The organism is Paenibacillus sp. YAF4_2, from assembly GCF_052113225.1.
Lineage (GTDB): Bacteria > Bacillota > Bacilli > Paenibacillales > Paenibacillaceae > Pristimantibacillus.
The window spans coordinates 445,964-472,139 of record NZ_JBFRCT010000002.1; the positions used below are offsets into that span (position 1 = coordinate 445,964).

Annotated in this window: 24 protein-coding genes; 22 read left to right on the top strand and 2 right to left on the bottom strand. The window is 47.8% G+C overall.

All coding sequences use genetic code 11. The annotated features are described in order from the left end of the window. Positions 1–66 precede the first annotated feature (66 nt). The 4 genes from AB4Y93_RS06055 (at position 67) to holA (ending at position 5,713) form a co-directional block, all read left to right on the top strand. Positions 67–2,652, top strand: coding sequence for a ComEC/Rec2 family competence protein (locus tag AB4Y93_RS06055; protein ID WP_441889976.1), 2,586 nt, complete (start codon positions 67–69; stop codon positions 2,650–2,652). A gap of 231 nt (positions 2,653–2,883) precedes the next feature. After that, positions 2,884–3,432, top strand: coding sequence for a sigma-70 family RNA polymerase sigma factor (locus AB4Y93_RS06060; protein ID WP_167272307.1), 549 nt, complete (start codon positions 2,884–2,886; stop codon positions 3,430–3,432). Continuing rightward, on the top strand, positions 3,429–4,433 hold the full coding sequence (locus AB4Y93_RS06065) for an anti-sigma factor family protein (RefSeq protein ID WP_441889978.1): 1,005 nt from the start codon (positions 3,429–3,431) through the stop codon (positions 4,431–4,433). The genes AB4Y93_RS06060 and AB4Y93_RS06065 overlap by 4 nt, the downstream gene beginning before the upstream one ends. A gap of 242 nt (positions 4,434–4,675) precedes the next feature. Beyond that, positions 4,676–5,713: a DNA polymerase III subunit delta gene (gene holA, locus AB4Y93_RS06070; RefSeq protein WP_441889980.1), complete on the top strand. Its 1,038-nt coding sequence runs from the start codon at positions 4,676–4,678 to the stop codon at positions 5,711–5,713. Between the two features lie 66 nt (positions 5,714–5,779). Here the strand turns inward: holA and rpsT are convergent, their stop codons facing one another. After that, positions 5,780–6,052 carry a 30S ribosomal protein S20 gene (rpsT, locus tag AB4Y93_RS06075; RefSeq protein ID WP_167272346.1) on the bottom strand — a complete coding sequence of 91 codons (273 nt, stop codon included), beginning with the start codon at positions 6,050–6,052 and terminating at the stop codon, positions 5,780–5,782. 217 nt (positions 6,053–6,269) lie between these two features. Between rpsT and gpr the strand changes: the two genes are divergently transcribed. The 17 genes from gpr (at position 6,270) to AB4Y93_RS06160 (ending at position 23,599) form a co-directional block, all read left to right on the top strand. After that, positions 6,270–7,277 (top strand): GPR endopeptidase, encoded by a 1,008-nt coding sequence (gene gpr / locus AB4Y93_RS06080; protein WP_441889982.1) that lies wholly within the window; start codon positions 6,270–6,272, stop codon positions 7,275–7,277. A gap of 170 nt (positions 7,278–7,447) precedes the next feature. Continuing rightward, entirely contained in the window at positions 7,448–8,719 is a 1,272-nt protein-coding gene (gene spoIIP / locus AB4Y93_RS06085; protein WP_441889984.1) for a stage II sporulation protein P, read from the top strand. A 62-nt stretch (positions 8,720–8,781) separates the two neighbouring features. Continuing rightward, the gene (locus AB4Y93_RS06090; protein ID WP_441889986.1) at positions 8,782–9,210 is read left to right on the top strand and encodes a hypothetical protein; all 429 of its coding nucleotides are present in this window, start codon (positions 8,782–8,784) and stop codon (positions 9,208–9,210) included. A 98-nt stretch (positions 9,211–9,308) separates the two neighbouring features. Further along, positions 9,309–11,126, top strand: a complete 1,818-nt coding sequence (gene lepA, locus AB4Y93_RS06095; protein WP_441889988.1) for a translation elongation factor 4 — start codon at positions 9,309–9,311, stop codon at positions 11,124–11,126. Positions 11,127–11,473: 347 nt separating this feature from the next. Then, positions 11,474–12,652 carry a radical SAM family heme chaperone HemW gene (gene hemW / locus AB4Y93_RS06100; protein WP_441889990.1) on the top strand — a complete coding sequence of 393 codons (1,179 nt, stop codon included), beginning with the start codon at positions 11,474–11,476 and terminating at the stop codon, positions 12,650–12,652. 91 nt (positions 12,653–12,743) lie between these two features. Continuing rightward, a complete protein-coding gene (locus AB4Y93_RS06105; RefSeq protein WP_167272363.1) occupies positions 12,744–13,223 on the top strand; it encodes an N-acetyltransferase in 480 nt (159 codons plus the stop codon). A gap of 209 nt (positions 13,224–13,432) precedes the next feature. Beyond that, on the top strand, positions 13,433–14,458 hold the full coding sequence (gene hrcA, locus AB4Y93_RS06110) for a heat-inducible transcriptional repressor HrcA (protein ID WP_167272367.1): 1,026 nt from the start codon (positions 13,433–13,435) through the stop codon (positions 14,456–14,458). Positions 14,459–14,875: 417 nt separating this feature from the next. Beyond that, positions 14,876–15,415: a nucleotide exchange factor GrpE gene (grpE, locus tag AB4Y93_RS06115; protein ID WP_441889993.1), complete on the top strand. Its 540-nt coding sequence runs from the start codon at positions 14,876–14,878 to the stop codon at positions 15,413–15,415. Positions 15,416–15,472: 57 nt separating this feature from the next. Further along, positions 15,473–17,317, top strand: coding sequence for a molecular chaperone DnaK (dnaK, locus tag AB4Y93_RS06120; RefSeq protein WP_441889995.1), 1,845 nt, complete (start codon positions 15,473–15,475; stop codon positions 17,315–17,317). A 96-nt stretch (positions 17,318–17,413) separates the two neighbouring features. Then, the gene (gene dnaJ, locus AB4Y93_RS06125) at positions 17,414–18,556 is read left to right on the top strand and encodes a molecular chaperone DnaJ (RefSeq protein WP_441889997.1); all 1,143 of its coding nucleotides are present in this window, start codon (positions 17,414–17,416) and stop codon (positions 18,554–18,556) included. 100 nt (positions 18,557–18,656) lie between these two features. Then, positions 18,657–18,827, top strand: a complete 171-nt coding sequence (locus tag AB4Y93_RS06130) for a YfhD family protein (RefSeq protein WP_279590317.1) — start codon at positions 18,657–18,659, stop codon at positions 18,825–18,827. Continuing rightward, on the top strand, positions 18,828–19,040 hold the full coding sequence (locus tag AB4Y93_RS06135) for a hypothetical protein (RefSeq protein WP_441889999.1): 213 nt from the start codon (positions 18,828–18,830) through the stop codon (positions 19,038–19,040). A 153-nt stretch (positions 19,041–19,193) separates the two neighbouring features. Further along, the gene (prmA, locus tag AB4Y93_RS06140; RefSeq protein ID WP_441890001.1) at positions 19,194–20,195 is read left to right on the top strand and encodes a 50S ribosomal protein L11 methyltransferase; all 1,002 of its coding nucleotides are present in this window, start codon (positions 19,194–19,196) and stop codon (positions 20,193–20,195) included. After that, positions 20,192–20,863, top strand: coding sequence for a site-2 protease family protein (locus AB4Y93_RS06145; RefSeq protein WP_441890003.1), 672 nt, complete (start codon positions 20,192–20,194; stop codon positions 20,861–20,863). Before prmA ends, AB4Y93_RS06145 begins: the two co-directional genes overlap by 4 nt. A 62-nt stretch (positions 20,864–20,925) precedes the next feature. Next, on the top strand, positions 20,926–21,705 hold the full coding sequence (locus tag AB4Y93_RS06150) for an RsmE family RNA methyltransferase (RefSeq protein WP_441890005.1): 780 nt from the start codon (positions 20,926–20,928) through the stop codon (positions 21,703–21,705). A gap of 7 nt (positions 21,706–21,712) precedes the next feature. Next, positions 21,713–23,059: a tRNA (N(6)-L-threonylcarbamoyladenosine(37)-C(2))-methylthiotransferase MtaB gene (gene mtaB, locus AB4Y93_RS06155; protein WP_441890007.1), complete on the top strand. Its 1,347-nt coding sequence runs from the start codon at positions 21,713–21,715 to the stop codon at positions 23,057–23,059. 108 nt (positions 23,060–23,167) lie between these two features. Next, positions 23,168–23,599 carry an NUDIX hydrolase gene (locus AB4Y93_RS06160; protein ID WP_441890009.1) on the top strand — a complete coding sequence of 144 codons (432 nt, stop codon included), beginning with the start codon at positions 23,168–23,170 and terminating at the stop codon, positions 23,597–23,599. Here the strand turns inward: AB4Y93_RS06160 and AB4Y93_RS06165 are convergent. Further along, entirely contained in the window at positions 23,596–24,564 is a 969-nt protein-coding gene (locus AB4Y93_RS06165) for a Na/Pi cotransporter family protein (protein WP_441890011.1), read from the bottom strand. The two genes, AB4Y93_RS06160 and AB4Y93_RS06165, sit on opposite strands and share 4 nt — an antisense overlap. Before the next feature lie 129 nt (positions 24,565–24,693). Here AB4Y93_RS06165 and AB4Y93_RS06170 point away from each other — a divergent pair, with 129 nt between their 5' ends. After that, a complete protein-coding gene (locus tag AB4Y93_RS06170) occupies positions 24,694–26,058 on the top strand; it encodes a class I SAM-dependent rRNA methyltransferase (RefSeq protein WP_441890013.1) in 1,365 nt (454 codons plus the stop codon). Positions 26,059–26,176 lie beyond the last annotated feature (118 nt).

A 26,176-nucleotide genomic window follows, 5' to 3' on the forward strand; every position in this document is an offset into this window, starting at 1 on the left:
AACCTCTGTATGCATCTTATTTGATGCGTTCGGAGGTTCTTTTTGCATGTATGGGAGGGAAGAAGGGTGAACAAGCGGCCACTGGTTTGGTTTGCTGTGTTTTGGATGATCGGCAGCACCATTGGGGCTGAGTTTAATTCTATGGGGATTGTGATGGCAGCAGGGGGGATGGCGCTCGTGCTAGCTGCCCTTGTGCTGCTAAAGCAGGCGACGCCAAGGCTGGCCGCTGTCTGTTTGCTTGGCTGCGCACTAGCCGCCGGGGAGAGATTGTGGGCAGATGCCCGCAATGTAACGGCGCTCGCCGGGATGGATGTGCCGGACGCTTCGTATGAAGTCGAAGTGTCCGGCACGATTGTATCCGCGGTCGAGGTCGACGGTGACCGCGCGGCGTTTCGCGTGACGGCTGATACCGTCCGCGTCGAGGGGAAGGAGCCGCTGAAGCTTCGCGAGCGGCTGTTTGTTCAAGTGCGGCTTGCGGAGCAGCCGCACCAGGAGATCGCCGCCGCGTGGCATCGCGGCGACAAAGTGCGCTTCGCCGGCGAGCTGTCGCTGCCGGCGGGCGCATCCAATAGCGGCGGCTTTGATTACCGCCGCTATCTATCCAGCCAGCATATCCACTGGCTGGTCAAGGTCACGGGCATCGGCGCCGTCCATGCGGCGCCGGGCCCGGGCTGGACCGCGGCCGCTGTGCTCGGCCGCGTTGATGCCGCGCGCGACTGGCTTGGCGCGCGGTTTGATTCATTGTACCCGGCCGATCAGTCCGGGTACATGAAGGGTCTGGTCCTCGGCATCCGCGAGGACCTGGACCCGGATCAGTTCCAGCAGTTTTCGCGGCTGGGACTGACTCATATTTTAGCCATATCAGGACTCCATGTGGCTGTATTTATATACGCGCTTGGCGCTATTTTACGTCTGTTTCGCATGACGCGGGAGCGAATGCTGATCACACTTATGCTGGCTGTACCGCTCTATGTGCTGCTGTCCGGTTCTTCACCTTCGGTGGTCAGGGCAGGACTGATGACTATGCTGGGGCTTCTTGCTGCCCGTATGGACAAGCTGAAAGACGGCTTACATCTCCTCGCAGCAGCGGCGGTTGGTATGCTCATGTGGAATCCTTATTTCATACAAGATGTAAGCTTCCAATTGTCCTTTGCTGTTACAGCAGGGTTGATTTTGTTTGTACCGTCTGTCAGACATGCAATGCCGCATTGGCCCAAAGGTAAAGCGCTGCTTGATCTGCTTGTCGTGACGATTGTTGCACAGGCCGTTTCTTTTCCGCTGACTATCTACTATTTTAATCAATTTCATCTGTTATCGATTCCGGCGAATCTCATTCTGGTGCCGTTTATCAGCTTCATCATTATGCCGATTGGTGCAGTTGCTTTGCTCTTTGGATTGTTGTGGCCACTTGGTGGGCAGTTACTCGCTGCTGTAAGTGTATACGCGAATGACTGGACATTTCTGTTAGTCAAGAAGCTTGGGGAAGTAGACGTAGTCCATTCCATATGGGCAACGCCGCCGTTATGGTGGATTGCTGCCTGGTATTTTATTCTTGCCGTAATTTGTCGCTTGCTTCCAGCGGCACCATCCGTTGTCCACAAGGAGGATATAGATGATACGGTCCCCTTGCAAGAAGCTGCGGCAGGCACTCCTATATGGGAGCTGCAAGAAGAACAACAACGGCCAATATGGCAGAGCAGACTCGCAGCCATCACAGCAGCTGGCTTAGCTGGAATCTCATTGCTTTTATATGCGTATTTTCCCGATGTGTTAAATCGTACGGCAGATGTAGATGTGCTGGATGTTGGGCAAGGTGACTCTATTTATATTCGTACGCCGAAGGGCAAACGGATTTTGGTCGATGGTGGAGGTACTCTTTCCTTTCGAAAGGCTGGAGAAGAGTGGAAGGAGCGAACTGATCCTTTTGAGGTTGGAGGAAAGGTAATTGTTCCCTTATTAATGAAGCGGGGTGTTCAGGCGATTGATCTCTTGGTTATTTCACATTTGGACAGTGACCATATTCGTGGATTAAAAGCCGTCCTAGATATGATTCCGGTTCGAGCCATTTTATGGAATGGAAGTATCAAGCCAGCAGAGGATGCAGAAGGAATTCTCCGTGAAGCTGTTCGGAAGGGTATTCCTCTATACCGTGCGGAGCTTGGACAGCAGTGGAAGATGGATGAGGAAACGGCAATAACGGTCTTATGGCCGCCTCCTGCTTCCAACAAAACGATCCCAATAGTTGAAGAGCAAAACGACGACAGTGTTGTGCTGTTCATGCAGATTTATGAGTCAACGTTCCTCATGTCTGGTGATATAAGCTCAAAAGCTGAGTCTGCTATTTTGTCACGTTTGGATGAGGCAGACGCCGAGGGAACCACATCTCCTCCTCCAGTCAAAAGAATTGATGTGCTTAAAGTAGCTCACCACGGGAGCCGATTTTCCACCTCTGAAGCGTGGCTTTCATTTTGGCGGCCTCTACAGGCAGCGATTTCAGTCGGTGCAACCAATACTTATGGGCATCCGCATCCGGATGTGCTGAACCGCCTGAATGTGGCTGCAGTGGATGCTTTCCGTACGGATCAGGATGGTGAGATTCGTTACAAAGTGAATAGAACAGGAATATATGAGCAAATCATCAAGCAGAAATAGGCGCTTAGGAGAAGCCTAAAGTACCTGTTTGCCTATCAGGTCATCCTGCTAAAATGCTCCATTAAACCTAACTCACTAGGAACTACCTATATACGGGGTTCCATTTTTTTGTTATCCTTTAGGTTGGAGTTTTCTACTTTTTCATTCGAATTATTAAAGGATTTTCATTTAGTTATGCAACATTTTATGCAACCAACTCGTCAGAGAGGTTGCAAGAGAGGGGGATCCTTCGTGGTGGAGCCTGGCCTTATCAGAGCCGCTCAGTCAGGAGATCGGGATGCTTTAATTACTCTGTTGCGAGAGATTGAAACCCATGTTTACCGGACAGCCTATTATATATTGAATAACGAACAGGATGCGATGGATGCGGCTCAGGAAGCGCTTATCCGCATATATACGAAAATCGGCTCCTACGAAGAGAAGGCCCAGTTCAAAACATGGATTCAACGTATTGTAACAAATATTTGTATAGATAAGTTTAGAAGAAGCAAGCCAACCGTATCGATAGACGAGCATGAAATGGTATTCCGAGAGAAGCAAAATGTGGAAGATGAGGTCTTGACGACATATGCCGTTCAAGATATTCGCAATGCAATTGACAAATTGCCTGAGCATCATCGCGCAGTGGTTGTACTGCGGTATTTGCAGGATTTCTCCTATAACGAGATCGCGGATTCGCTTGATCTGCCATTAAATACGGTTAAATCATACTTATTCCGAGCTAGGCAGCAGCTTCAAACTTTACTACATGATTATCAGAAAGGTGGTGTCCGGGGATGACTTGTCAAGAGGTGATCGAATACATGAATCGGCAGCTAGACGACGATCTGAATGAACATGAATATGAGATCTTGATGAAGCATACGAGACATTGTCCGGACTGTGCAGCAATGTTTGAGCGGCTGAAAAAACTGTCCGAGGAGCTGGGGAATCTGCCCCAAGTTATGCCGAGGTTCAGTTTGGTAGATGCCATATTACCTAAGCTTGAATTTATGGAGCCAATACGGCTGCCAGAAGCTGCAGCGGTTGAAATCCCGGCAGTCACTATTCCTTCTCAGCAGTCGAACCGTCGGGCAAAAGCACGGCATCAGCTTCGATTCCGAGCAATCAGCGGTATTATTGCGGCCAGTGTTGCGGCGGGATTATTCCTTGTTTCTTATAACGCAGGTTTGTTTAGTCCTTCGCACAGATTCAGCGACGCGGATAATGCAAGTACGGCTGCAGCATCTTCAGATAAGATGTCGGCTGATACCTTTATGCCTGATGCGAAGGTCCAACCATACTCTAATGATACCAAAGGCGCAGTGAGTACGGAGACAGATCGGTCATTTGCAAAAGAAGATCAAAGCATGACAAATCAGTTAAAATCTGAAGGGACATCTGCCAATACGGGGAATTCTAGTGGGAACGGTGTTCCATCCGAGGAACCGCAAACAGGCAGCAACGCTCCTACTGGCGATGCCCCATCCATCAGTGACCCTACTGTTGGCAGTGAAAATGGAAGTGGCCCTACCTTAGGTATAACCTCGGACCCTGCACAGCTTGAGGCTGCATCACCCGATGGGCAATATATTGCGAAAGTTACGGGGTTCGTCATTCATGTTTATAAGAGTGGCGAGGTAGCATCGGTCTTTGAAGCGCGTAAAAACGGTAAATTTGCTAATCTTGTTTGGTCGGACGATAACAAACAGCTGACCTATGACATTCAGCTGGAATCTGGCGGTATGGAGCGTTACGTCATTAGTACCGATACGATGACGGAATCAAAGGCTTCTCATTAATCGAGACGATTTTACCGCGATATTCGCACACTTTTCACTCCACCTGCGTAAGATAAAGGAATTGAAGAGTCAACGTAAGCCTTGATCAAAAGTATGACCATCCGCAGGGCGGTACCATGGACCTGCCTGCCGGTGTTTATATAGATGTTCAGGGACAAAGGGATGAGGCCTTATCTGCTCATCCCTTTGTTGCCGTTCAAAGGGCGAAGTAAGTCGGTGTATTAGGTGAAAGAGGTGCAGCAATGGACGCGAAAGAAGCGTTGAAGGAAATCAAAGCGGGTAAGTTTCGTCCCGCCTATGTAATATATGGAAAAGACCGGTATCGGATCGGACAATTTACGGATACTTTGACGGATGCGATGTTCACACCGGATGAACGTGAGCTTGGCGTAGTGAAATTTGATACTTCGGAGACGCTGATTGAAGAAGCAGCGCTTGAGGCTGAGACCCTTCCTTTCTTTGTAGAGCGCAAGCTCGTCATTGTCCGTGACTCTGTCGTATTCGCCGCTGGCGGCAAGGAAGGCGGCAAGCTGGATCATAAGACGGATAGGCTGCAGCATTATTTGGACATGCCATCCGAGACGACGGTTATGTTATTTATTATTATTGCTGAGAAGCTGGATGAACGTCGCAAGCTGGTGAAGATGCTGAAGGACAGAGATGCGCTCATTGCCTTTCAGGAGCTGGACGCTGCTGAACTGCGGCGCTGGGTCGTTAAGCGGGCGGAGGAACAGAAGCGCACGATGACCCCGGATGCGGCTGATCTACTGCTCGTGAGGACAGGGCAGAATATGCAGCAGCTAGCCATTGAAGTGGACAAGCTTTGTCTGCATGCAGGTGAAGGTGGAGTCATTGGCGTAGAAGAGACAGATATGCTGACGGTCTCTACGGTTGAAGAGGATGTATTCGCTTTGGTAGATGCAATTGCTGGTCTACAGGTTGACCGCTCACTTAAGCTGTACAGAGCACTGCTTGTACGCCGCGAAGAGCCAATCAAGATTGCAGCCCTTATTGCAAGGCAGCTGCGGATTATGCTGCAGATTAAGGAGCTTGAACAGCATCGGTATTCGCCGCAGCAAATGGCCGGCCAAATTGGCCTGCATCCATACGCGGTTAAGCTTGCGGCAGAGAAGAGTCAGAAGTTCCAAGTCAAGCGGCTGGGAGCTCTTCTTAATGATGTGGCTGATCTGGATTATAAAATGAAAACAGGCGCCATTGATAAGACGCTTGGACTGGAGCTGTTCCTCCTGTCGCTTGGCGTCCAGCAAAGTGCCAAATGAAAATGAAATCAAAAAAGGCTTCGCTCCCCGATTACTCAGGAGGCGAAGCCTTTTTGTTTGCGGTTATTAAGCTTGAGCCGAAAGGGCGTTCAGCTTTTTAGCAAGACGAGATTTTTTGCGGGAAGCCGCATTTTTATGAATCAGGCCTTTAGTAGCCGCTTTATCCAATTTTTTCGTTGCAGCGATCAGAGCCGCTTTAGCAGCATCTACATCAGTGCCAGCGATCGCTTGATCAGCGGATTTAACAGCTGTGCGAAGCGCGGATTTTTGGGAAGCGTTCAAAGCGCGGCGTTTTTCGCTCGTTTTAACGCGTTTAATTGCGGATTTAATGTTTGGCATCGAATTTCACCTCCTACAAAGTTTGCGTAAGCAAACAAAAAGCGTACGCTATAAATCTAGGTAACACAACTTAAAATATATTACCATGTACAGGTCCGAAAAGCAATAGCGTACCGAACCTGCCATTTTTGCACATCTCTTGCCAAAGTATGAAATCGTCTCCCTTGCGAACAATAAGCTGGAGATGATGGCATTGCTTTGAAGGGAGAATGGTTAGATGAGTGAACTTGATTTGCAGATGTACAATATCCGCACGGATCTGGCGCTGGAAGCGAAGGAAATGGCGGAGCAGCTTGGCGGCGGTGGGCCAATTCCAGGCATACATTCCGAAACAACAGATGATAATGGGATTATGATCACCCATCTTCATGTTCAGAATGAACAAGGCTCACGTGCGATAGGCAAAGTGCCCGGCCGTTACGTCACCATAGAAGTACCTGCGCTGCGGAATCAGGATACGGAGCTGCAGGATCGTGTAGCAACCCAATTCGCGAAGCATTTCGAGATGTTCCTTGAACGACTTGGAGTAGGAAAGACAGCAAAAGTACTTATTGTTGGTCTCGGGAACTGGAACGTCACACCGGATGCGCTTGGACCATTAGTGGTGGAGAATGTAATGGTTACACGCCACTTTTTCGAGCTTATGCCTGATCAGGTTGCACCAGGGTATCGTGCGGTTAGTGCCGTCGCGCCGGGTGTACTGGGGATTACGGGTATCGAGTCGAGCGAGATTGTGCAGGGGATCGCGGAGAAAACAAAACCGGATGTCATTATTGCAATTGACGCTTTGGCGTCCAAATCACTTGATCGGGTAAATACAACGATTCAGATTGCAGACATTGGCATTCATCCGGGCTCAGGGATCGGCAACAAGCGTAAAGGGCTGACAAAGGAGATTCTAGGAATCCCTGTCATTGCGATTGGCGTACCTACTGTGGTTTATGCCTCGACGATTGTTAACCATACGATTGAGCTGATGAGAAACCATATGGCAGCGAACAATGGGAATAACGATCAGATCTTTGGCCTGATGAATCAGATGGGCGAGGCAGAACGTCTCCAGCTAGTGAAAGAGGCGCTTAACCCAATGGGCCATGATCTGCTTGTAACACCTAAGGAGATTGATGAGTTTATCGAAGATATCGCCAACATAATCGCCAGCGGCCTCAACGCCTCTCTCCATGAAGCGGTCGATACCGACAATGTCGCTGCCTATACGCATTGATTAACTAAAAGCTCCTGAAGCTTAACAGCCTCAGGAGCTTTTTTCGTTGTTAGCTCAACTCTCTTAATCTATCAATTGAAATCTAGTATTTCATATCTAGTTCTATCAAAGCTTCTTGTCTCATAGATTAATAGCAGATGAGCAACGAGAAGTGGGAGGTAGAACTTGAAATGAAAAAAACCATTATGCTGTTTGATCTGACGAGAGGAAGCAAGCGTATTCGAGAGCTGCTCGTAACGGGTAAAACATTCGTGGTGTTGTCGATATGTTCGATGTTGTTTTTTGTTGCAATCGGTATTGCCGGCATGGCGCATCAGCATTCACTGTCTGCTCCAGTGTCTTCTATGACAGGTTTTGCAGCTTCTGTTTCAAGCGGGTTCTTTGGGGATATGCTAGAAATGGAGATGCCTCAGTTCCATAGCAGCAAATCGGCTGAGGAATTATCCGGTACACAAATTAGCAGCTTTCTCGTCCGACTAATGACGGATGTTAATCCTAGTGATCCAAGAAGTCTAATAGCAGGTGAAATTCCGGGAATGAGTGCGGATGAATCATTTCTGATCGCCAAAGGGGTCGGAACAGATTTGAATGTTTGGCCGGAAGATAATGCGCCAAGTCAAGGCGATTCTAATTCGAATGGCAATGGCAATGGAATTGGAAATGGAAATGGAAATGGAAATGATCCTGGCTTGCCAGGTGGAGTCGATGAACCAACGGAAACAACGACACCACCAACGCCAACACCAACACCAACAGAAACGCCAACACCAGACAATTCGGGCTCACAACATACAACTGGAAAAGACAAAGTCGTGTTTATCTACCACTCCCACAGCCGGGAATCCTGGTACCCGGAGCTGACGGATAAAAATGGTGACGCAAATTCGGCAACAAAAAACATTACTCTCGTTGGAGCTAGGCTGGCATCGAAGCTGGAAGACCTCGGCGTTGGCACAACTCACTCGGATACGGATTATCCGACAGCCATTAAGGATTATGATTGGAACTACTCCTATAAGTACTCGAAGAAAACTGTACAAGAAGCATTAGCGAGCAACAAAAAGCTGAAATTTCTTTTCGATATCCATCGGGATTCGGGCAGACGCAAAACGACGACGGTTGATATTGGCGGTAAAAGCTATGCACAAGTGTATTTCATTATTGGACACAAGAATCCTGATTGGAAGAAAAACGCAGAGTTTGCAACACAAATTCATAATGCTCTAGAAAAAGAATATCCGGGGATTTCCCGTGGGATCCTGGGTAAAACCACCGCAACCGGAAACGGAGAATATAATCAATCTCTTGCCAATGACAGTGTGCTGATTGAAATCGGCGGCGTGGACAATACGTTGACAGAGAGCTACCGGACAGCAGATGTACTGGCAAAAATTATCGCAGATATTTACTGGGATGCTGAGAAAGTTTCAGGAGTGAAATAAGCAAATTAGGTTAAGGCAAGGCTGCTGATGCAGCCTTGCCTCATGGGAGGAGCTGAAGAACGATGAAGGGCGCTTTGAAATGGATACTGCTTGGAGGAGTTCTTGTCTTTATTATTTTGTACGGGGTAGAGATGTCTTCTACAGGAATAGAAAAGATCTATGGACCAATCGACGGTGGAGGCACTTCATCTGCCATTATGTCGCAAGACAACACGAGGTCGATAACGGAAGCAGATTACGAAGATACGGTGGAAAGCACTGGGTTATCTAAATCAGCTGAGCGGAAAATTGACGCACTTGAGAAAGAACTGAAGGAAGTGCGGAAGATTGCTGAGGAAACGGCCCGTCATGAGCGGCTGCCAGGCATCTCGTCAGATTCAGGTGAGCCAGCGGTGAATAAGGTAGCGGATGGAACTGCCGGCTTGCTTCAGTCCGTATCTAGCGGCAGTATAAGGTTCATTGCTTCCATTCTGAATTCCGTAACAGGCTAGGGCCGCATCTTTGTGGCAAACCGCATTGCTGGTACACCGTATAGCTGATATAATGGAAAGAATGATTAGCTATATAATGGATTGTGTGGGGGTTAGGCATGACTGACGTTCGTGACCGGCAAAAGAAAATTAGGAATTTCTCAATTATTGCACATATTGACCACGGGAAGTCGACGCTCGCTGACCGTATTCTTGAGTTTACCGGAGCGTTATCTTCGCGCGAAATGCAAGAGCAGGTACTCGACCAGATGGATCTGGAGCGGGAACGCGGTATCACCATTAAACTTCAGGCTGTACGGCTTACGTACAAAGCAGATGATGGTGAAGAATATTTACTTAACCTGATCGATACGCCTGGGCATGTCGATTTCACGTATGAAGTATCCCGCAGTATGGCTGCGTGTGAAGGAGCGCTGCTTGTAGTTGATGCTGCACAAGGCATTGAAGCACAGACGCTTGCGAACGTTTACTTGGCACTAGACAACAACCTGGAGATTCTTCCGGTTATTAATAAAATTGACCTGCCAAGCGCAGAGCCTGAACGCGTGAAGCAAGAGATCGAGGATGTTATTGGTCTTGATGCAAGCGATGCTGTTCTTGCCTCAGCTAAAGCGGGTATCGGAATTAAAGAGATTTTGGAGCAAGTTGTGCAAAAGGTTCCAGCTCCAACTGGCGATCCAGATGAACCACTTAAAGCGCTTATCTTTGACTCCCATTATGACCCATACAAAGGGGTTATCGTATATGTGCGCGTCATTGACGGCAGTATCAAACCGGGTAAGAAAATCCGCTTTATGGCGACAGGCGCTGAATTTGAGGTTATTGAGGTAGGCGCGTTCAAACCACGGATGAGTATTGTGGACGAGCTTGCAGTAGGTGACGTTGGCTTCGTCGTGGCGGGTATTAAGAATGTAAAAGATACACGTGTTGGTGATACGGTAACGGAAGCGAAACGTCCGGCTGCTGAAGCACTTCCTGGTTATCGCAAAATTAACCCGATGGTATTCTGTGGTCTGTATCCGATCGAAACGCAAGATTATAATGATCTGCGTGAAGCACTAGAGAAGCTTGAGCTGAATGATGCATCGCTGCGTTATGAGCCAGAGACCTCTACAGCGCTTGGTTTCGGCTTCCGTTGTGGATTCCTTGGTCTTTTGCATATGGAGATTATTCAGGAGCGTATCGAACGTGAATTTAATATTCCGCTCATTACGACAGCGCCAAGCGTAATTTATCGTGTAACGCTCACGAATGGTGATGTACTTACCATCGATAATCCGTCCAATTACCCAGAAGCGGGCAAGCTCGACTTTGTTGAAGAACCATATGTCAAAGCGGCGATTATTGTACCTAATGATTATGTAGGTGCGATTATGGAGTTATGCCAAGGCAAACGTGGCGAGTTCGTCAATATGGAATACCTGGACACGAACCGTGTTACGCTTACTTATGAAGTCCCTCTGTCGGAGATCGTATATGACTTCTTCGATCAACTGAAATCGAGCACTAAAGGTTACGCATCGTTTGACTATGAGGTGTCTGGATACCGCAGATCAAATCTAGTGAAGATGGATATTATGTTGAACAACGAGCAAGTCGATGCCTTGTCCGTTATCGTTCACCGCGACCGTGCTTATCATCGCGGCCGGATTATCTGTCAAAAGATGAAAGAGCTTATTCCACGCCAAATGTTCGAGGTTCCTGTACAGGCTTCCATTGGTACGAAAGTAATTGCTCGTGAGACGGTTAAAGCTATGCGTAAAAACGTTCTTGCCAAATGTTATGGCGGTGACATCAGCCGTAAACGGAAACTTCTGGACAAGCAGAAGGAAGGTAAGAAACGGATGAAGCAGGTCGGCAGCGTAGAGGTTCCTCAAGAGGCCTTCATGGCGGTGCTGAAAATCGACGAGGATTAAGGGGAGCTGCTCCTTAGTCTGTCGTTTCTATAGATAGTGAGTAGGTGCGGCAGATTGGGGACAGGGTATCTCGTTACAGCCGCTGTTGCCAGCCATTTGCCTGAATCATATTCGGAAGTAGCAAATGGCTGGCAAAGGCGGGCGCTTCGCTCTTCCACGAGATACCCTTTACCCCATCGCCGTAACTCACGTATTACGAATGACAGGACTAAGGAGAGCTTGCTCACCTTAGTCCTGTCGATTTTTTTAGATAGGTAAAATAGCGATTGCTTACCAGGTAAGAATAACCACAAACGGCTATCATTCAGCCTTTTGTGTGATCATTCTTTTTAGGAGGAAATTTCAAGATGATTAATTACGCGCCGAAGGCGCTTTATATTCATATCCCATTTTGTACGAACAAATGTCATTATTGCGATTTCACTTCGTATGTATTAAAGGGACAGCCGGTTGATGAGTATCTGGAAGCTCTTGAGAGAGAGATGGCCTTAACCGTTGCTCAAATGCCGCCGGAGAGAATCGATACCGTTTTTGTTGGAGGAGGTACTCCCACTGTACTGACACCACCGCAGATGGAACGTTTCCTCGCTTCGGTTAAAAAGTATTTTCCACTTGCTGATGATGTGGAGTTTACGATGGAAGCTAACCCGGGCACAACTGATCCTGAGAAGCTTGGGGCTATGTTCGCTGGTGGTGTGAACCGGATCAGCTTTGGCGTGCAGTCGTTTAACAATGCTCTGCTTGAGCGGATTGGCCGAATTCATAGTGTGGAAGATGTATACAAGAGTCTTGAGAATGCCCGTGCAGCAGGCTTTACAAATCTGTCGATCGACCTGATGTTCGGATTGCCAGGCCAAACGGTTGAGACCTTAGAGGATAGCGTAAACAAAGCGCTGGCGCTGGACCTGCCGCATTATTCCCTGTACAGCCTCAAGGTAGAGGAGAATACGTTGTTCCACAAGCTGTATCAACGTGATGAATTGCCTTTGCCTCCAGAGGATGAGGAATTTAATATGTATACATTGTTAATGGACCGTCTGAAGCAAGCAGGACGTAATCATTATGAGATCAGCAACTTCGCACGACCAGGTTATGAGAGCAGACATAATTCGACCTATTGGCGTAATGAGCCGTATTACGGACTTGGGGCAGGGGCGCATGGATACGCACGTGGACTACGTCACGTCAATGTCAAGGGCGTTCAGCCATACATTGATTATACAAAGACAAAGCTGCCGCGGCTGGAAGAGAACGTTGTGCCTGAATACGAAGCGATGGAAGACTTTATGATGGTGGGGCTTCGTCTGCTTAAAGGTGTTCGTGCCTCCGATTATGCTGCTCAATTTGAAGGGCGTAAACTTGAAGATAAGTTTGGTTCCATTATTGAGAAACTTGTGAAGAATGGTCTGCTTGAACGTATCGAAGACGCTGGAGATACCGTATATAAATTGACGGATAAGGGCGTTCTATTTGGCAATGACGTATTTGGTTCATTCATTGGACTCGAAGAGGAAGTTGCTGGCTAATATTCGGAAAATTAGATCTTGAGAAAACATGCGACATGCTGTATATTTATTCACATGGAATGAATTTGCACCGGGTGGAGGCGATTGCAGCATGGAGGCGACGGAACAATTAACGGTGGTTTGCAGAAAAGCGGCACCGGAAGATGTGGAAACTTTGTATGAACTCATTAAAGGCTATGCGGAACAGGGTATCATGCTGCCCCGCACCCGGGAGACGCTCAAGTACCAGCTGGATACGTTTGTTGTGGCGGAACTTGGCGACAAGGTCGTAGGCTGCGGCTCATTATTACGACTTGGGGCTGATTTGGTTGAGATCCGTTCGCTGGGCATGACTGAGGGATACAGAGGTCTCAAGATCGGCAATAAGCTTGTTGATTTTTTGATCGAACAAGCAAGAGAGCAAGGTATACCGAAAGTTATGGCGCTCACTTATGCGGTTAATTTCTTCCTGCGGAACGGATTTACCGTTGTGGAGAAGGAGATTTTTCCGGAGAAGGTGTGGAAAGACTGTGTAAACTGTCCTAAGCAGCATGCTTGCGACGAGATCGCTGTATTGAAAATGTTGAGCTAACCCGATGAGGATTAGTCAAATTATAGAATAGACAAAGGTTAGGCAGCATGCCTAGCCTTTTTATTATGTTAATCCTTAGAAGACAGGCCTGAAAATGCTGAACCGACTTGACAATGAACAAGGTGGTTTGGTATTTTTGTATTAATGATTAGCACTCGGGTCTAATGAGTGCTAACGAGAAGATCAGATAATCTATTGGAGGGATGCGAATGTTGACTGAACGGCAAAGAATGATACTGAATGCAATTGTAGACGACTATATCCGTTCTGCTGAACCAGTTGGTTCTAGAAGCATTTCGAAGCGCGGTGACGTTGGCTTCAGCCCTGCTACCATTCGTAATGAAATGGCCGATCTGGAGGAGCTTGGTTTCCTCGAGCAGCCGCATACGTCGGCAGGACGCATTCCATCCACTAAAGGTTATCGTTATTATGTTGATCATCTCGTGAAGCTTAATGAAATTAATGATACGGATATGAATCAAGCCCGTTCCTTCTTCTCAGAGAAAATGAGTCAGATGGAGCAAGTCATCCAGCATGCAGCGATGATTTTGTCCAATCTCACAAATTACACGTCAATCTTGCTTGGGCCGGAGATGTTCAGCAACTCACTGAAACACTTTAATTTGGTGCCTCTAGATGATAAGTCCGCTGTTGCGATTATTGTGACGAATACTGGTCATGTTGAGAATCGGACGATTACAATTCCACCCGGCATCCGAATGGATGAGATGGAGAAGATTGTGAATATCCTGAATGCGAAGCTGATTGGCATTCCGCTTGTTCGTCTGAAGTCAAAGCTATATGCAGAAGTCGGGCAAGAGCTGGAGCGTTATGTTGATCATTGCGAAGAAGTGCTTGGTATTTTGGACAGTGCACTGACAAATGATGATGAGCAGCGGATCTTCCTTAGCGGAACAACGAACATGCTAACGCAGCCGGAGTTCAAAGATGTTGATAAAGTGAAGACGATCCTGGATTTGCTAGATCAAACACCTGCCGTTATGAAAATGATTTCCGCGGCACCTTCGGGTATACAAGTGCGGATTGGAACAGAAAATGACCAAGAGGCGATCGCGAATTGCAGTTTGATTACGGCAACGTACCAGTTGGATGGAAAGTCGCTTGGCACCATTGGAATACTTGGTCCTACTCGTATGGAGTACGGGAAAGTCATTAGCCTCCTTGATGTTATTAGTAAGGATTTGGCTTTGATCATGGGACGCTTCTATAAATAGCGTCGGTTTGCTGTTGCATTATAGTTGGTGCTGTATGCTTGGCGCATACGAACGTGGTGTTGTCTTCCGTCGCTGTAGAAAACGGGAATTTTGAATGTATTCCTGCGGAATATTCCCGTTTTCAAAGGCGAGCGCTGGCGCTCTTCAGGCATCACCACTTATCTCCCGCGCACAGCGCGCAGCACCAGATGAACGGCAAAGGCAAACGCGCACGATTTATCTGCGCTTTGGGTAGTTTTAAATGGCTGCTATTTGGCCATTAAGTTGAGAAATGCTTCGCAATAATGCTTACGAAGTAAGAATTGAACGACTGGCTCAGCCAGTTGTGTTGCAATTCTTTTAAGGATTATGCTTACGAAGTAAGAATTGAACGACTGGCTCAGCCAGTTGTGTTGCAATTCTTTTAAGGAGGTGAATATGGTGAGTAATGACCAACAACATAACGAAACAATCGATGAAGTTATAGACGAGCAAGTGGAAGAGCAGCAAGAAGTTGAAGTGCAGGAAGATTCGCGCCTTGATGAGCTCGAAAAGCTGGCCGAGGAGAATCAACAAAGATACTTACGTGCACAAGCGGACTTCGATAATTTCCGTCGTCGTACGCAAAAGGAAAAAGAAGATCTTGCGCAATACGCTTCCATGAAGCTAATCGGACAACTGCTTCCAGTTGTCGATAACTTCGAACGTGCTGTATCAGCGGCTACCGCTAATCAAGACTTTGATGCGCTTGCCAAAGGCGTAGATATGATTTTCCGCCAACTCGAGCAAACGCTGCAGCAAGAAGGCCTCAAAGCAATGGAGGCTGTTGGTGAGGCGTTTAACCCTGAATTCCATCAAGCAATTATGACAGTGGAATCAGATGAGCATGAAGAAGGCATTGTCGTTGAGGAAGTTCAAAAGGGCTACATCCTGAAGGATCGTGTCCTGCGTCCTGCAATGGTTAAAGTAAGCGGCTAATAATTTTTCCTTTCATGGAATTTAAATAAGATTGATCTATTAAGGAGGAAATTTACAATGAGTAAAGTTATTGGTATTGACCTTGGTACTACAAACTCTTGTGTTGCAGTAATGGAAGGCGGCGAAGCTGTCGTTATTCCGAATCCAGAAGGCAACCGTACTACACCTTCTGTTGTTGGTTTCAAGAAAGATGGCGAGCGTATTGTTGGTGAAACAGCAAAACGCCAAGCAATCACTAACCCTGACCGTACAGTTATGTCGATCAAACGTCATATGGGTACAAACCACAAAGAAGTAATCGATGGTAAAGAATATACAGCTCAAGAAATTTCCGCTATTATCCTGCAAAAGCTGAAGTCTGACGCAGAAGCTTACCTGGGTCAAGCGGTAACACAAGCGGTTATCACTGTTCCAGCTTACTTCAACGACAGCCAGCGCCAAGCAACAAAAGATGCTGGTAAAATCGCAGGTCTGGAGGTTCTTCGTATCGTCAACGAGCCTACAGCTGCAGCATTGGCATACGGCCTTGAGAAAACAGAAGATCAAACAATCCTCGTTTATGACCTTGGCGGCGGTACTTTCGACGTCTCGATCCTTGAACTAGGTGACGGTTTCTTCGAAGTTAAAGCAACTAGCGGCGACAACAAGCTTGGCGGCGATGACTTTGACCAAGTCATCATCGACTACCTCGTAGCTGAATTCAAGAAAGAACAAGGCGTTGACCTTTCCAAGGACAAAGCTGCTGTTCAGCGTTTGAAAGATGCTGCTGAGAAGGCGAAAAAAGAACTGTCTGGCGTTCTGACTACAACAATTTCGCTGCCATTCATCACTATGGCTGACGGCGTTCCACAGCATTTGGAGCTGAACCTGACTCGTGCGAAATTCGAAGAAATTTCGGCTCAACTGGTTGAGCGTTCCCTTGCTCCTACACGTCAAGCACTGAGCGACTCAGGTCTGTCCGTAAGTGAAATCGATAAGGTTGTTCTTGTTGGTGGTTCGACTCGTATCCCTGCTGTACAAGAAGCGGTTAAGAAGCTGATCGGCAAAGAGCCGCACAAAGGCGTTAACCCTGACGAAGTGGTTGCCCTTGGTGCAGCCGTTCAAGCTGGCGTATTGACTGGCGATGTGAAAGACGTTGTATTGCTCGACGTAACTCCATTGTCCCTTGGTATCGAAACTGCAGGCGGCGTCTTCACGAAGATGATCGACCGCAATACAACGATCCCAACAAGCAAATCGCAAGTGTATTCCACATATGCAGATAACCAACCAGGCGTTGAGATTCATGTCCTGCAAGGTGAGCGTCAAATGGCTGCTGGCAACAAAACGCTGGGCCGTTTCCAACTGAATGATATTCCATTAGCACCACGCGGCGTACCGCAAATCGAAGTTACTTTTGACATCGATGCTAACGGTATCGTTAACGTATCGGCACTCGATAAAGGCACTGGCAAGAGCCAAAAAATTACGATCACTTCTTCAGGCGGTTTGAGCGATGCTGAAATCGAACAAATGATGAAGGATGCTGAGCTGAACGCAGAAGAAGATCGTAAACGCCGTGAGCTTGTAGAAGCGAAAAACAGCGCTGACCAACTTGTCTACTCCGTTGACAAAACGTTGAAAGACCTTGGCGATAAAGTAGATGCTTCCGAGATTGAAAAAGCAAATGCTGCCAAAGAGAAAGTAACAAGCGCAATTGCAACAGATGATTTGGAGCAAATTACGAAAGCTTCTGAAGAGCTGACTGAAATCGTTCAACAGCTGTCTGTGAAGCTTTATGAGCAAGCGCAAGCGGCTCAGGGCGGTGCTCCTGAAGGCGCTGAAGCAGCAGATACTGGCGCTCGTGGTAAAGATAATGTCGTTGACGCTGACTACGAAGTGGTTGACGAAAACAAGAAATAAGACTTAACTTGTAATGGGAGAGGTCAAAGACAGGGTCTTCCTGTCTTTGACCTTCTCGTTTGTAATTGTATCAAACATGGGTGGAGGTGAGATGAGTTGGCAGATAAACGCGATTATTATGAAGTACTTGGGTTAAGCAAAAGTGCTTCTGACGATGAAATTAAAAAAGCCTATCGGCAATTAGCGCGTAAGTATCACCCTGACGTCAATAAAGAAGCTGACGCAGAGACGAAGTTCAAGGAAGTGAAGGAAGCTTATGATGTCCTGAGCGATGATGGACAACGCGCGAGATATGACCAATTTGGTCATGTTGATCCGAACCAGGGAATGGGCGGAGCTGGCGGATTCTCGGGCAATGGTGATTTTGGCGGGTTTGGTGATATCTTTGATATGTTCTTTGGCGGTGGCGGCGGAGGCCGACGCGACCCTAACGCACCACAGCGCGGCAATGACTTGCAATATTCGATGACGATTGAATTCAAGGAAGCCGTATTTGGCAAAGAAACGGAAATTACGATTCCACGTACGGAATCTTGCGATACTTGTGTGGGCACTGGCGCGAAGCCTGGTACGAAGCCGGAGACTTGTTCGGTATGTCGTGGATCCGGTCAGCAAGAGGTTGTCCAAAATACGCCGTTTGGCCGTATGGTCAACCGTCGCGCTTGTTCGAACTGTGGTGGTAGCGGAAAAGTAATCAAAGAAAAATGCGGTACTTGTCATGGCGCTGGCAAAGTGAAAAAACAGCGTAAAATCAATGTTCGTATTCCAGCTGGCGTAGATGACGGCGCACAAATTCGTCTCTCCGGCGAAGGTGAAGGCGGCCTGCGTGGTGGTCCTGCCGGCGATCTTTATATCGTTATCCGCGTGAAGGCGCATGATTTCTTCGAGCGTGAGAATGATGATATTTATTGCGAAGTTCCGTTGACTTTCGTGCAGGCAGCACTTGGTGATGAGATTGAGATCCCAACGCTGACTGAGAAAGTGAAGCTGAAGATTCCTGCGGGTACACAGACGGGTACTTATTTCCGACTTAAAGGAAAAGGTGTGCCAAAGCTGCGGGGCTACGGTCAAGGTGACCAGCATGTTAAAGTAACTATCGTTACTCCAACTAAGCTGACCGATGCTCAGAAAGATTTGCTTCGCGAGTTTGGCGGAATTGGCGGCGAGGCTCCATCAGAGAACAGCGAGCATCATGAATCCATTTTCGATAAAATGAAGAAAGCGTTCCGCGGCGAATAGCCCCGGACGTTTTTTTTATGTTTACATATGAATAAATTCATTTCTTAAGTTGCATGCTATTTAAGTAATAGACATGATCTCTTAAGGAGCTGGATTAACAATGACAAACAAGCAAAAAGAAGATATGGAGAAAGTAAACTTCGGCGATTTGCCAATAGGGAAAAATGAAGATGTTGAGTTTTCGGAGGAGCTGGCAGATGAAGCTGACAAACAAGCTGCCAGTCGTGCTGCGGCTGCAGATGCTCGTGAAGAAAATGAGCAGGGCATATAAATGACTCAGCAGGTTGAGATCAGAGCCAATTTCGGCGGGCCTGGTGCAGCTCAGGAAGCGCTCCGTAAGCTTCAAGCTTTACGTGCTTTTGAAGTGAATGGATTATATGAAAACGGCCTTTTGACGGCTACAGTAGATGAAGATGTAGTGGAGCGGGCGGTCCATATGATCGAGGAGATCGGCGGCCGTTCACAGACTGAAACGATTGGCTGATGTGAGAAGCGGCAAACAAGCATTTTTGTTTGCCGCTTTTTTGTGCATAAATGATGAATAGTGTACAATAGAGGGTAGTTTTCTAAGACTATGCTTACGAAGTAAGGATTAACGCAAAGAACGCGCTAATTCTTTTCAGGAGGGGTACCAATAATGAAATGGCATGAAATTACGATCTCGACAACGGAGCAAGCGATCGAGATGATCTCAAACTTTTTGCATGAAATGGATGCTGACGGCGTATCCATTGAAGAATCGGGCACGCTGAATAAGGAGCGGGATACTTCGCTAGGTCAATGGTACGAATTGCCGCTTAACGATATTCCGGAAGGTCAGGCAGTTATTAAAGGCTATTTCCTTGAAAGCGTAGATATGGATGCTCTCAAAGCAGTGGTTGTACCTAGGATTGAACAGCTTCGCGAGTTTGGCATTGATCCTGGCAGCTTTGAGATTTCATCCAGAGTTGTTGACGAAGAGGATTGGGCGACAGCATGGAAGCAATACTTCAAACCAATTAGAGTATCGGAACGTTTAACGATTAAGCCGACATGGGAAGAATACGAGCCTGCTGAAGGCGAGAACATCATAGAGCTGGACCCTGGTATGGCATTTGGTACTGGTACACATCCAACGACGTCGCTTTGTCTGCAGACGCTAGAATCGGTAATTAAGGGCGATGAAGAGATTATTGACGTTGGAACGGGCTCAGGAATTCTTGCCATTGGGGCTATGAAGCTAGGAGCACGCCGAGTACTCGCGCTTGATCTGGATCCGATTGCTGTATCAAGTGCAACGGAAAACGTAAGATTAAATGGCTTGCAGGATGATATTGAAGTGGTGGAAAGCGATCTGCTTGGTGTGCTTGGAGGAAAAGTTGTCCATGCTGTAAATGAGCGGGATGCTCGCAGTACTTCGGTTACTTTACCGGTAGATCTGGTTGTAGCGAACATTTTGGCAGAAATTATTTTGCTCTTCATTGATGATGTGTTTGCAGCACTGAAACCAAACGGTATTTACATAGCATCTGGTATTTTCAAGAACAAGGAAACCGATGTTGAGGATGGTCTTATCCGTTCAGGCTTTGAGGTTATTGATAAACGCCGCGACCAGGACTGGATTGCATTCGTGGCGAGAAAGCCGCAGGTGAATGAATGAACTGGGATAGTTTCTTAGCTTATCCGGTTGAAGATTTGCCATTTGTGGCGCTGGTGCTAATTATCTCCTTCACCGTGCATGAGTTCGCTCATGCATACAGCGCGTACAAATTTGGTGACAGGACCGCCTATGATATGGGTCGGGTTACACTTAATCCACGTGTACATATTGATGTGCTTGGCGCTATCCTTATTCTGATCGCAGGCTTCGGTTGGGCGAAGCCTGTGCTCGTGAATTCTAATAATTTCAAGAAGCCGCGTCTGATGGGAGTTATCGTATCGGCTTTAGGGCCGATTAGTAACTTGCTGCTTGGTATCCTTGGTGTTTTACTCACATACATATTGGACGCAACAGGCTTGATGTATGCGGGATCCAACGGGGTTGACTTAGCGCTTCAGCATTTTTTCTTTTATTTTATTTTCCTTAATTTCATCTTGTTCATCTTTAACTTGATCCCGTTGCCGCCACTCGACGGCTACAGGATTATTCAGGATCTTCTTCCGCGGGAAGCGAGAATCAAGATGGATCAGAACATGCAGTGGGGCATGTATATCTTCCTACTGCTTGTGTTCATTCCGCCGCTTCGCCGTGTTACGCTTGATCCGATCCTTGGCTTATGGGAACCGCTCTACAATTTCTTTTTTAAATTATTCCAGCCGTTGTTTTAAGCCGCTCTCATAGATTTTTGGAGCGGAAACATGCTAATATGAAGGATGGTTAGACTGACGCAATGCAGCGATATTTTGTAGCAGCGGAGCAGTTTGACGGCTCTAGCGTGCGTTTAATAGGGGAAGATGCCTTCCATGCCGTCCGCGTCATGCGGATGAAGCCGGAAGAGAAATTTATTGCCAGTGACGGCCAATCCCGTGTTGTCCTTGCTGCAGTACGAGAGGCTGATTCTTCGGAAGTTGTTGCCGACATTGTGGAGGAGCTCCCAATGGACTCTGAGTCTAATTGGTCCGTTACAATCGCGCAAAGCTTACCGAAGGGCGATAAGATGGAACTGGTTATTCAGAAAGGGACGGAGATTGGCGCTTATTCGTTTGCGCCGTTTCAGTCGGAGCGAATGATCGTTCAATACGACGGTAAGAAGGAAGCGAAGCGCCTGGAGCGCTGGAGTAAGATTGCGAAGGAAGCAGCGGAGCAGTCACATCGTTGCCGTGTTCCAGTGATCGAACCAGTGCGCAACTGGCGTGAGCTGAAGGAAGCTATACCAACTTTTGATTTAGCGTTATTTTGTTATGAACGGGAAGGCGATGCAGCAGCAGGCAAGGGCATAAGAGATGCTGTGCTTAATTGGAAAAAGCAGGCAGGCGATAAGGCTGCCGAGCCCAAGATGCTGCTCATCGTTGGGCCCGAAGGCGGCTTTACGGAACGTGAGGCTGATGAAGCGGAAGCGGCGGGAGCTGTAATTGTTGGCCTAGGCAGGCGTATATTACGGACAGAAACCGCAGGCATCGTAGGGCTGACATGCCTCATGTACGAAGCCGGAGAAATGGGAGGAGCGTAAGAAATTTATGCCATCGGTTGCATTTTACACCTTGGGATGCAAAGTTAACTTTTACGACACAGAAGCGATTTGGCAGCTGTTCAAGAATGAAGGATATGAGCAGGTTGACTTTGAGTCAACGGCAGATGTGTATCTGATTAATACATGTACGGTTACGAATACTGGCGATAAAAAGAGCCGTCAAATTATTCGCCGCGCGGTACGCCGGAATCCAGATGCAGTTATCGCGGTAACGGGCTGCTACGCCCAAACTTCTCCAGCGGAAATTATGGCGATTCCAGGTGTCGACCTTGTTATTGGTACACAGGATCGCGAGAAGATCATGACATTTGTGAATCAAATTCATGATGATCGTCAACCGGTCAACGCTGTTCGGAACATTATGAAGACTCGTGAATTCGAGGAGCTTGATGTGCCGGACTTTAATGAACGTACTCGTGCTTTTCTGAAGATTCAAGAGGGCTGTAACAACTTCTGTACGTTCTGTATTATTCCATGGTCGCGTGGACTATCGCGCAGCCGTGATTCGAAGAGTGTTCTGGAGCAAGCGAAACAGCTCGTAGCTTCCGGCTACAAGGAAATTGTCCTGACCGGCATTCATACAGGCGGCTATGGCGACGATATGGAAAATTATCGTTTGACTGATCTGCTATGGGATTTGGATAAAATCGAAGGTCTTGAACGAATTCGGATCAGTTCAATCGAAGCTAGCCAGATCGACGATGCTATGATTGACGTTCTGAAGCGTTCGGAGAAAATGTGCCGTCATCTGCACATTCCACTTCAAGCGGGAGATACTTCGGTGCTCAAGCGGATGCGCCGTAAATATACGACAGAAGAATTTGCAGGCAAGCTGAACCGTATTCGTGAAGCTATGCCTGGCGTAGCGATTACTACGGATGTGATTGTTGGTTTCCCTGGTGAGACTGATGAAATGTTCGAGAACGGTTATAAGTTTATGCAAGAAGTCGGTTTCTCTGAAATGCACGTCTTCCCTTATTCGAAGCGCACTGGTACTCCTGCAGCACGTATGGAAGATCAAGTAGACGAAGAAGTGAAGAACGAACGTGTTCATAAGCTGATTGACCTATCTGAGAAGATGCAGCTGGCTTATGCTGAGCAATATGTAGGAGCCGTGCTTGACGTGATTCCGGAACGTGATTATAAAGGTGCTCCAGGCACTGGTCTTGTCATGGGTTATTCAGATAACTACATTCAAGTCATTTTCGAAGGTACTGAGGCGCTTGTTGGCAAGCTTTGCCGAGTGAAAATTACGGAAGCTGGCGTTAATGAATGCCGCGCTCAGCTCGTACGTGTTCTTGATGACGTACCTGCAGAAGCGATGAGAGCTTAGGAATAGAAAAATACGCACGAGGGTTTCCCGCCCATTTCTGTAAGATTGGAACAGCGGGAAATCCTCGTTGTTGCATGCAAATGTCAAGCAGGCAAGGGGGAAACGGAAATGGTTGAAATTTCGGCAGGAGGCGTGGTCTATCGTCGGAACGAAGCCGGGCTCTTGCAAATCCAGCTGATTCAAGACCGTTATGGCAAAGTGTCACTCCCGAAAGGAAAGATGGAGCCCGGGGAAACCGTTGAACAGACCGCGCTTCGTGAAATTGCCGAGGAAACCGGATTGATCGGGGCTATTATCAAACCGATTGATCAAATCAAGTATCGGTATCATGATCCGCATAAGGGAACCGTCGACAAAGAGGTCCATTATTATTTGGTTGAGGCGGTAGGCGGCTCACTGCAGGCTCAGGTTGAAGAGATTCGCGGCGTGGAATGGTTTGACCCGCTTGAAGCTTGGAGGCGGCAAAAACAATCCGGTTACGAGAATAATAACCGGATTGTGGCAGGGGCACTTAGTTTGCTTGGCGTAAAATACGACTAGACCGGCAGTTTGCGGAAGGCTGGCAGATAACAGAATGGTAATGCAATCAGCGAGCTCAGAATATTGAAGATCGTCTGCGCATGTGCGATTTGACTAGCAGGAGATTGTGCGAACCAGCCGGAAGCAGCAGCTAGCTCTCCTAGAAAAGGCATAAATAATAAAGCGCCTCCCGCATTCAGAATGGTATGGGACCAAGCCACATATTGACCAGATTTCGAACCGCTGAAGGAAGCGATGAGTGCGGTTGCGCAAGTCCCGATGTTCGCGCCAAGTACAACCGCGACGCCTATTTCCAGCGGCATGGCTCCAATCGATGCGAAGCCCATGATGATTCCGATAACGGCTGCACTGCTGTGGACGACTGCTGTCAGCACAGCGCCTGCTGCAAGTCCCCACCAAAGGCTCTCGGCTGATTTGTCCAGGAACCAGCTGAATAAGGAGCTCTCCTGAACGGCTGGTCCTATGGCTTGCATGATTGCCATGCCAGCGAGCAGCAGGCTAAATCCCCCTAAAGCAACGGCAGATGAGCGGATGGTCTCGAGAATGCGGACCGACCGCATTCTCGGCCATAATCTCAGCTCATGAAGCAATACGGTTATTAGCCAGCCGGTTAAGGATACGAGAAGTAAGGGAGTGGCCAGCTTGTTCAAGCTGAGGCCAATCAATTCGGTTGTTAGACAAGTGCCGATATTGCTTCCAAGTATGATGCCTAGTGTACGCGGAAACGTTAATAAACCTGCATTGACAAGCCCAATTGCAATGACGGTGACAGCAGTACTGCTCTGCAGGAACGCCGTTGTGGCTGTCCCCACAGCAAGGCCATGTATAGGAGTGGCAGTCGAGCGATGCAGGATATGATTGAGATATGGGCCGGCTAATCGATGTAAGGCCAGCTCCATCAGCTTCATACCGCTAATAAAAATAGTGAAGCCGATGGCCATAGGCAGTAAAATGGTTTGAAGCATAGTATGTTCTCCTTTATCATCGTTATCGATTGATACATATGCGTGCCATAAGACAAGCATGACAAGCATGGACTAGAGGAAGTAAGGCAGAATCAACCGCGCTTAAGAATAGAGAGGAAGATTAACGAAGTGAGCAAAGCAAAAGTATGGCTGCAGAAAGGCCGTAAGAAGCGTCTCGAAGCAGGCCAACCATGGATTTATGCGAGTGAAATTGACAGGTTGGAAGGTGAAGCGGAGCCAGGACAGCTTGTTGATGTGGTTGGTCATAACGGCCGGTATTTGGCGACAGGTTATTACAATCCGAAATCACAAATTATGGTACGTGTCGTTTCCTACCAGCCATTGGGCGAAATGGATGTTGACTTTTTCCGTGATCGTCTAAGAGCATGTGAGGCTCATCGCAGCCGGTTTGTACCGGATCGTGACTGCAGACTGGTATATGGCGAGGCTGATTTTCTCCCAGGACTTGTTGTTGATCGGTTCGATGATGTTCTGGTTGTGCAGATCGTTACGCTTGGCATGGACATCAGGCGTGAAGTGCTTATCCAGGCATTGGTTGATGTATTCCAGCCGAAGGGGATCTACGAACGAAGTGATGTCGGCGTTAGACAGCTTGAGGGACTGGAACTTCGAACAGGCGTCATGTACGGGGAGTGCCCTCGTATCCTCGAGATCGAAGAGAATGGCTTAAAGCTGGAAGTTGATATCGTGGAAGGGCAAAAAACCGGCTACTTCTATGACCAGCGCGAGAACCGCGCTTCCATTGCACCTCTAATGAAGGGGTGGGGAGGTCGAAGCGGCATTCAATTGGAGAGCCGTGAGGCAGGAGATGGTTCTTGCGAGCGGCTTGTTCCTGTGAATTCGAACGGTAAAGAAGTAACATTCCCCTACTGGGATGGTGCAACCGTACTTGAATGCTTTGCTCATACGGGCAGCTTTACGCTTCATGCCTGCAAATATGGGGCAAAGAAAGTAACCTGCCTAGATGTGTCTGAGCATGCCATCGATACAGCGCGCCGCAACGTTGAGCGTAATGGCTTTACGGATCGGGTCGAATTTGTTGTAGCAGATGCATTCGAATACTTACGTTCGCAGGTTAAAGGCGCGGAGGAAAGAACAGAGCGCAGCCGTGCCGGTACGGATACTTCAAAGCCAATCAGCGGCAATGGACGTACTTGGGATGTTGTTATTCTAGATCCTCCTGCTTTCGCAAAGACGAAAAGCGCAGTCGCAGGAGCATGCCGTGGTTATAAGGATATTAACTTGCACGGGATGAAGCTGGTTAATGAAGGCGGTTATCTGGTGACGGCAAGCTGCTCGTACCATATGCGCCCTGACCTGTTCCTGGAGACCATCCAGGAGGCGGCTTCCGATGCAGGCAAGCTGCTGCGACTCGTTGAATGGCGGGCGGCAGGCAAAGATCATCCGCAGCTTCTTGGCGTACAAGAGGGCCACTATTTGAAGTTTGCAGTGTTCGAGGTTCGGAGTAAGTAAATATAGCCCAAACAAGCCGCATGGATCCTGATGAGATCCATGCGGCTTTTTTTATCGATTCGACAGGATATGATATTTATCTTGGAAAATAATGGTTGTAGGAGTAGGGGAGATAAGT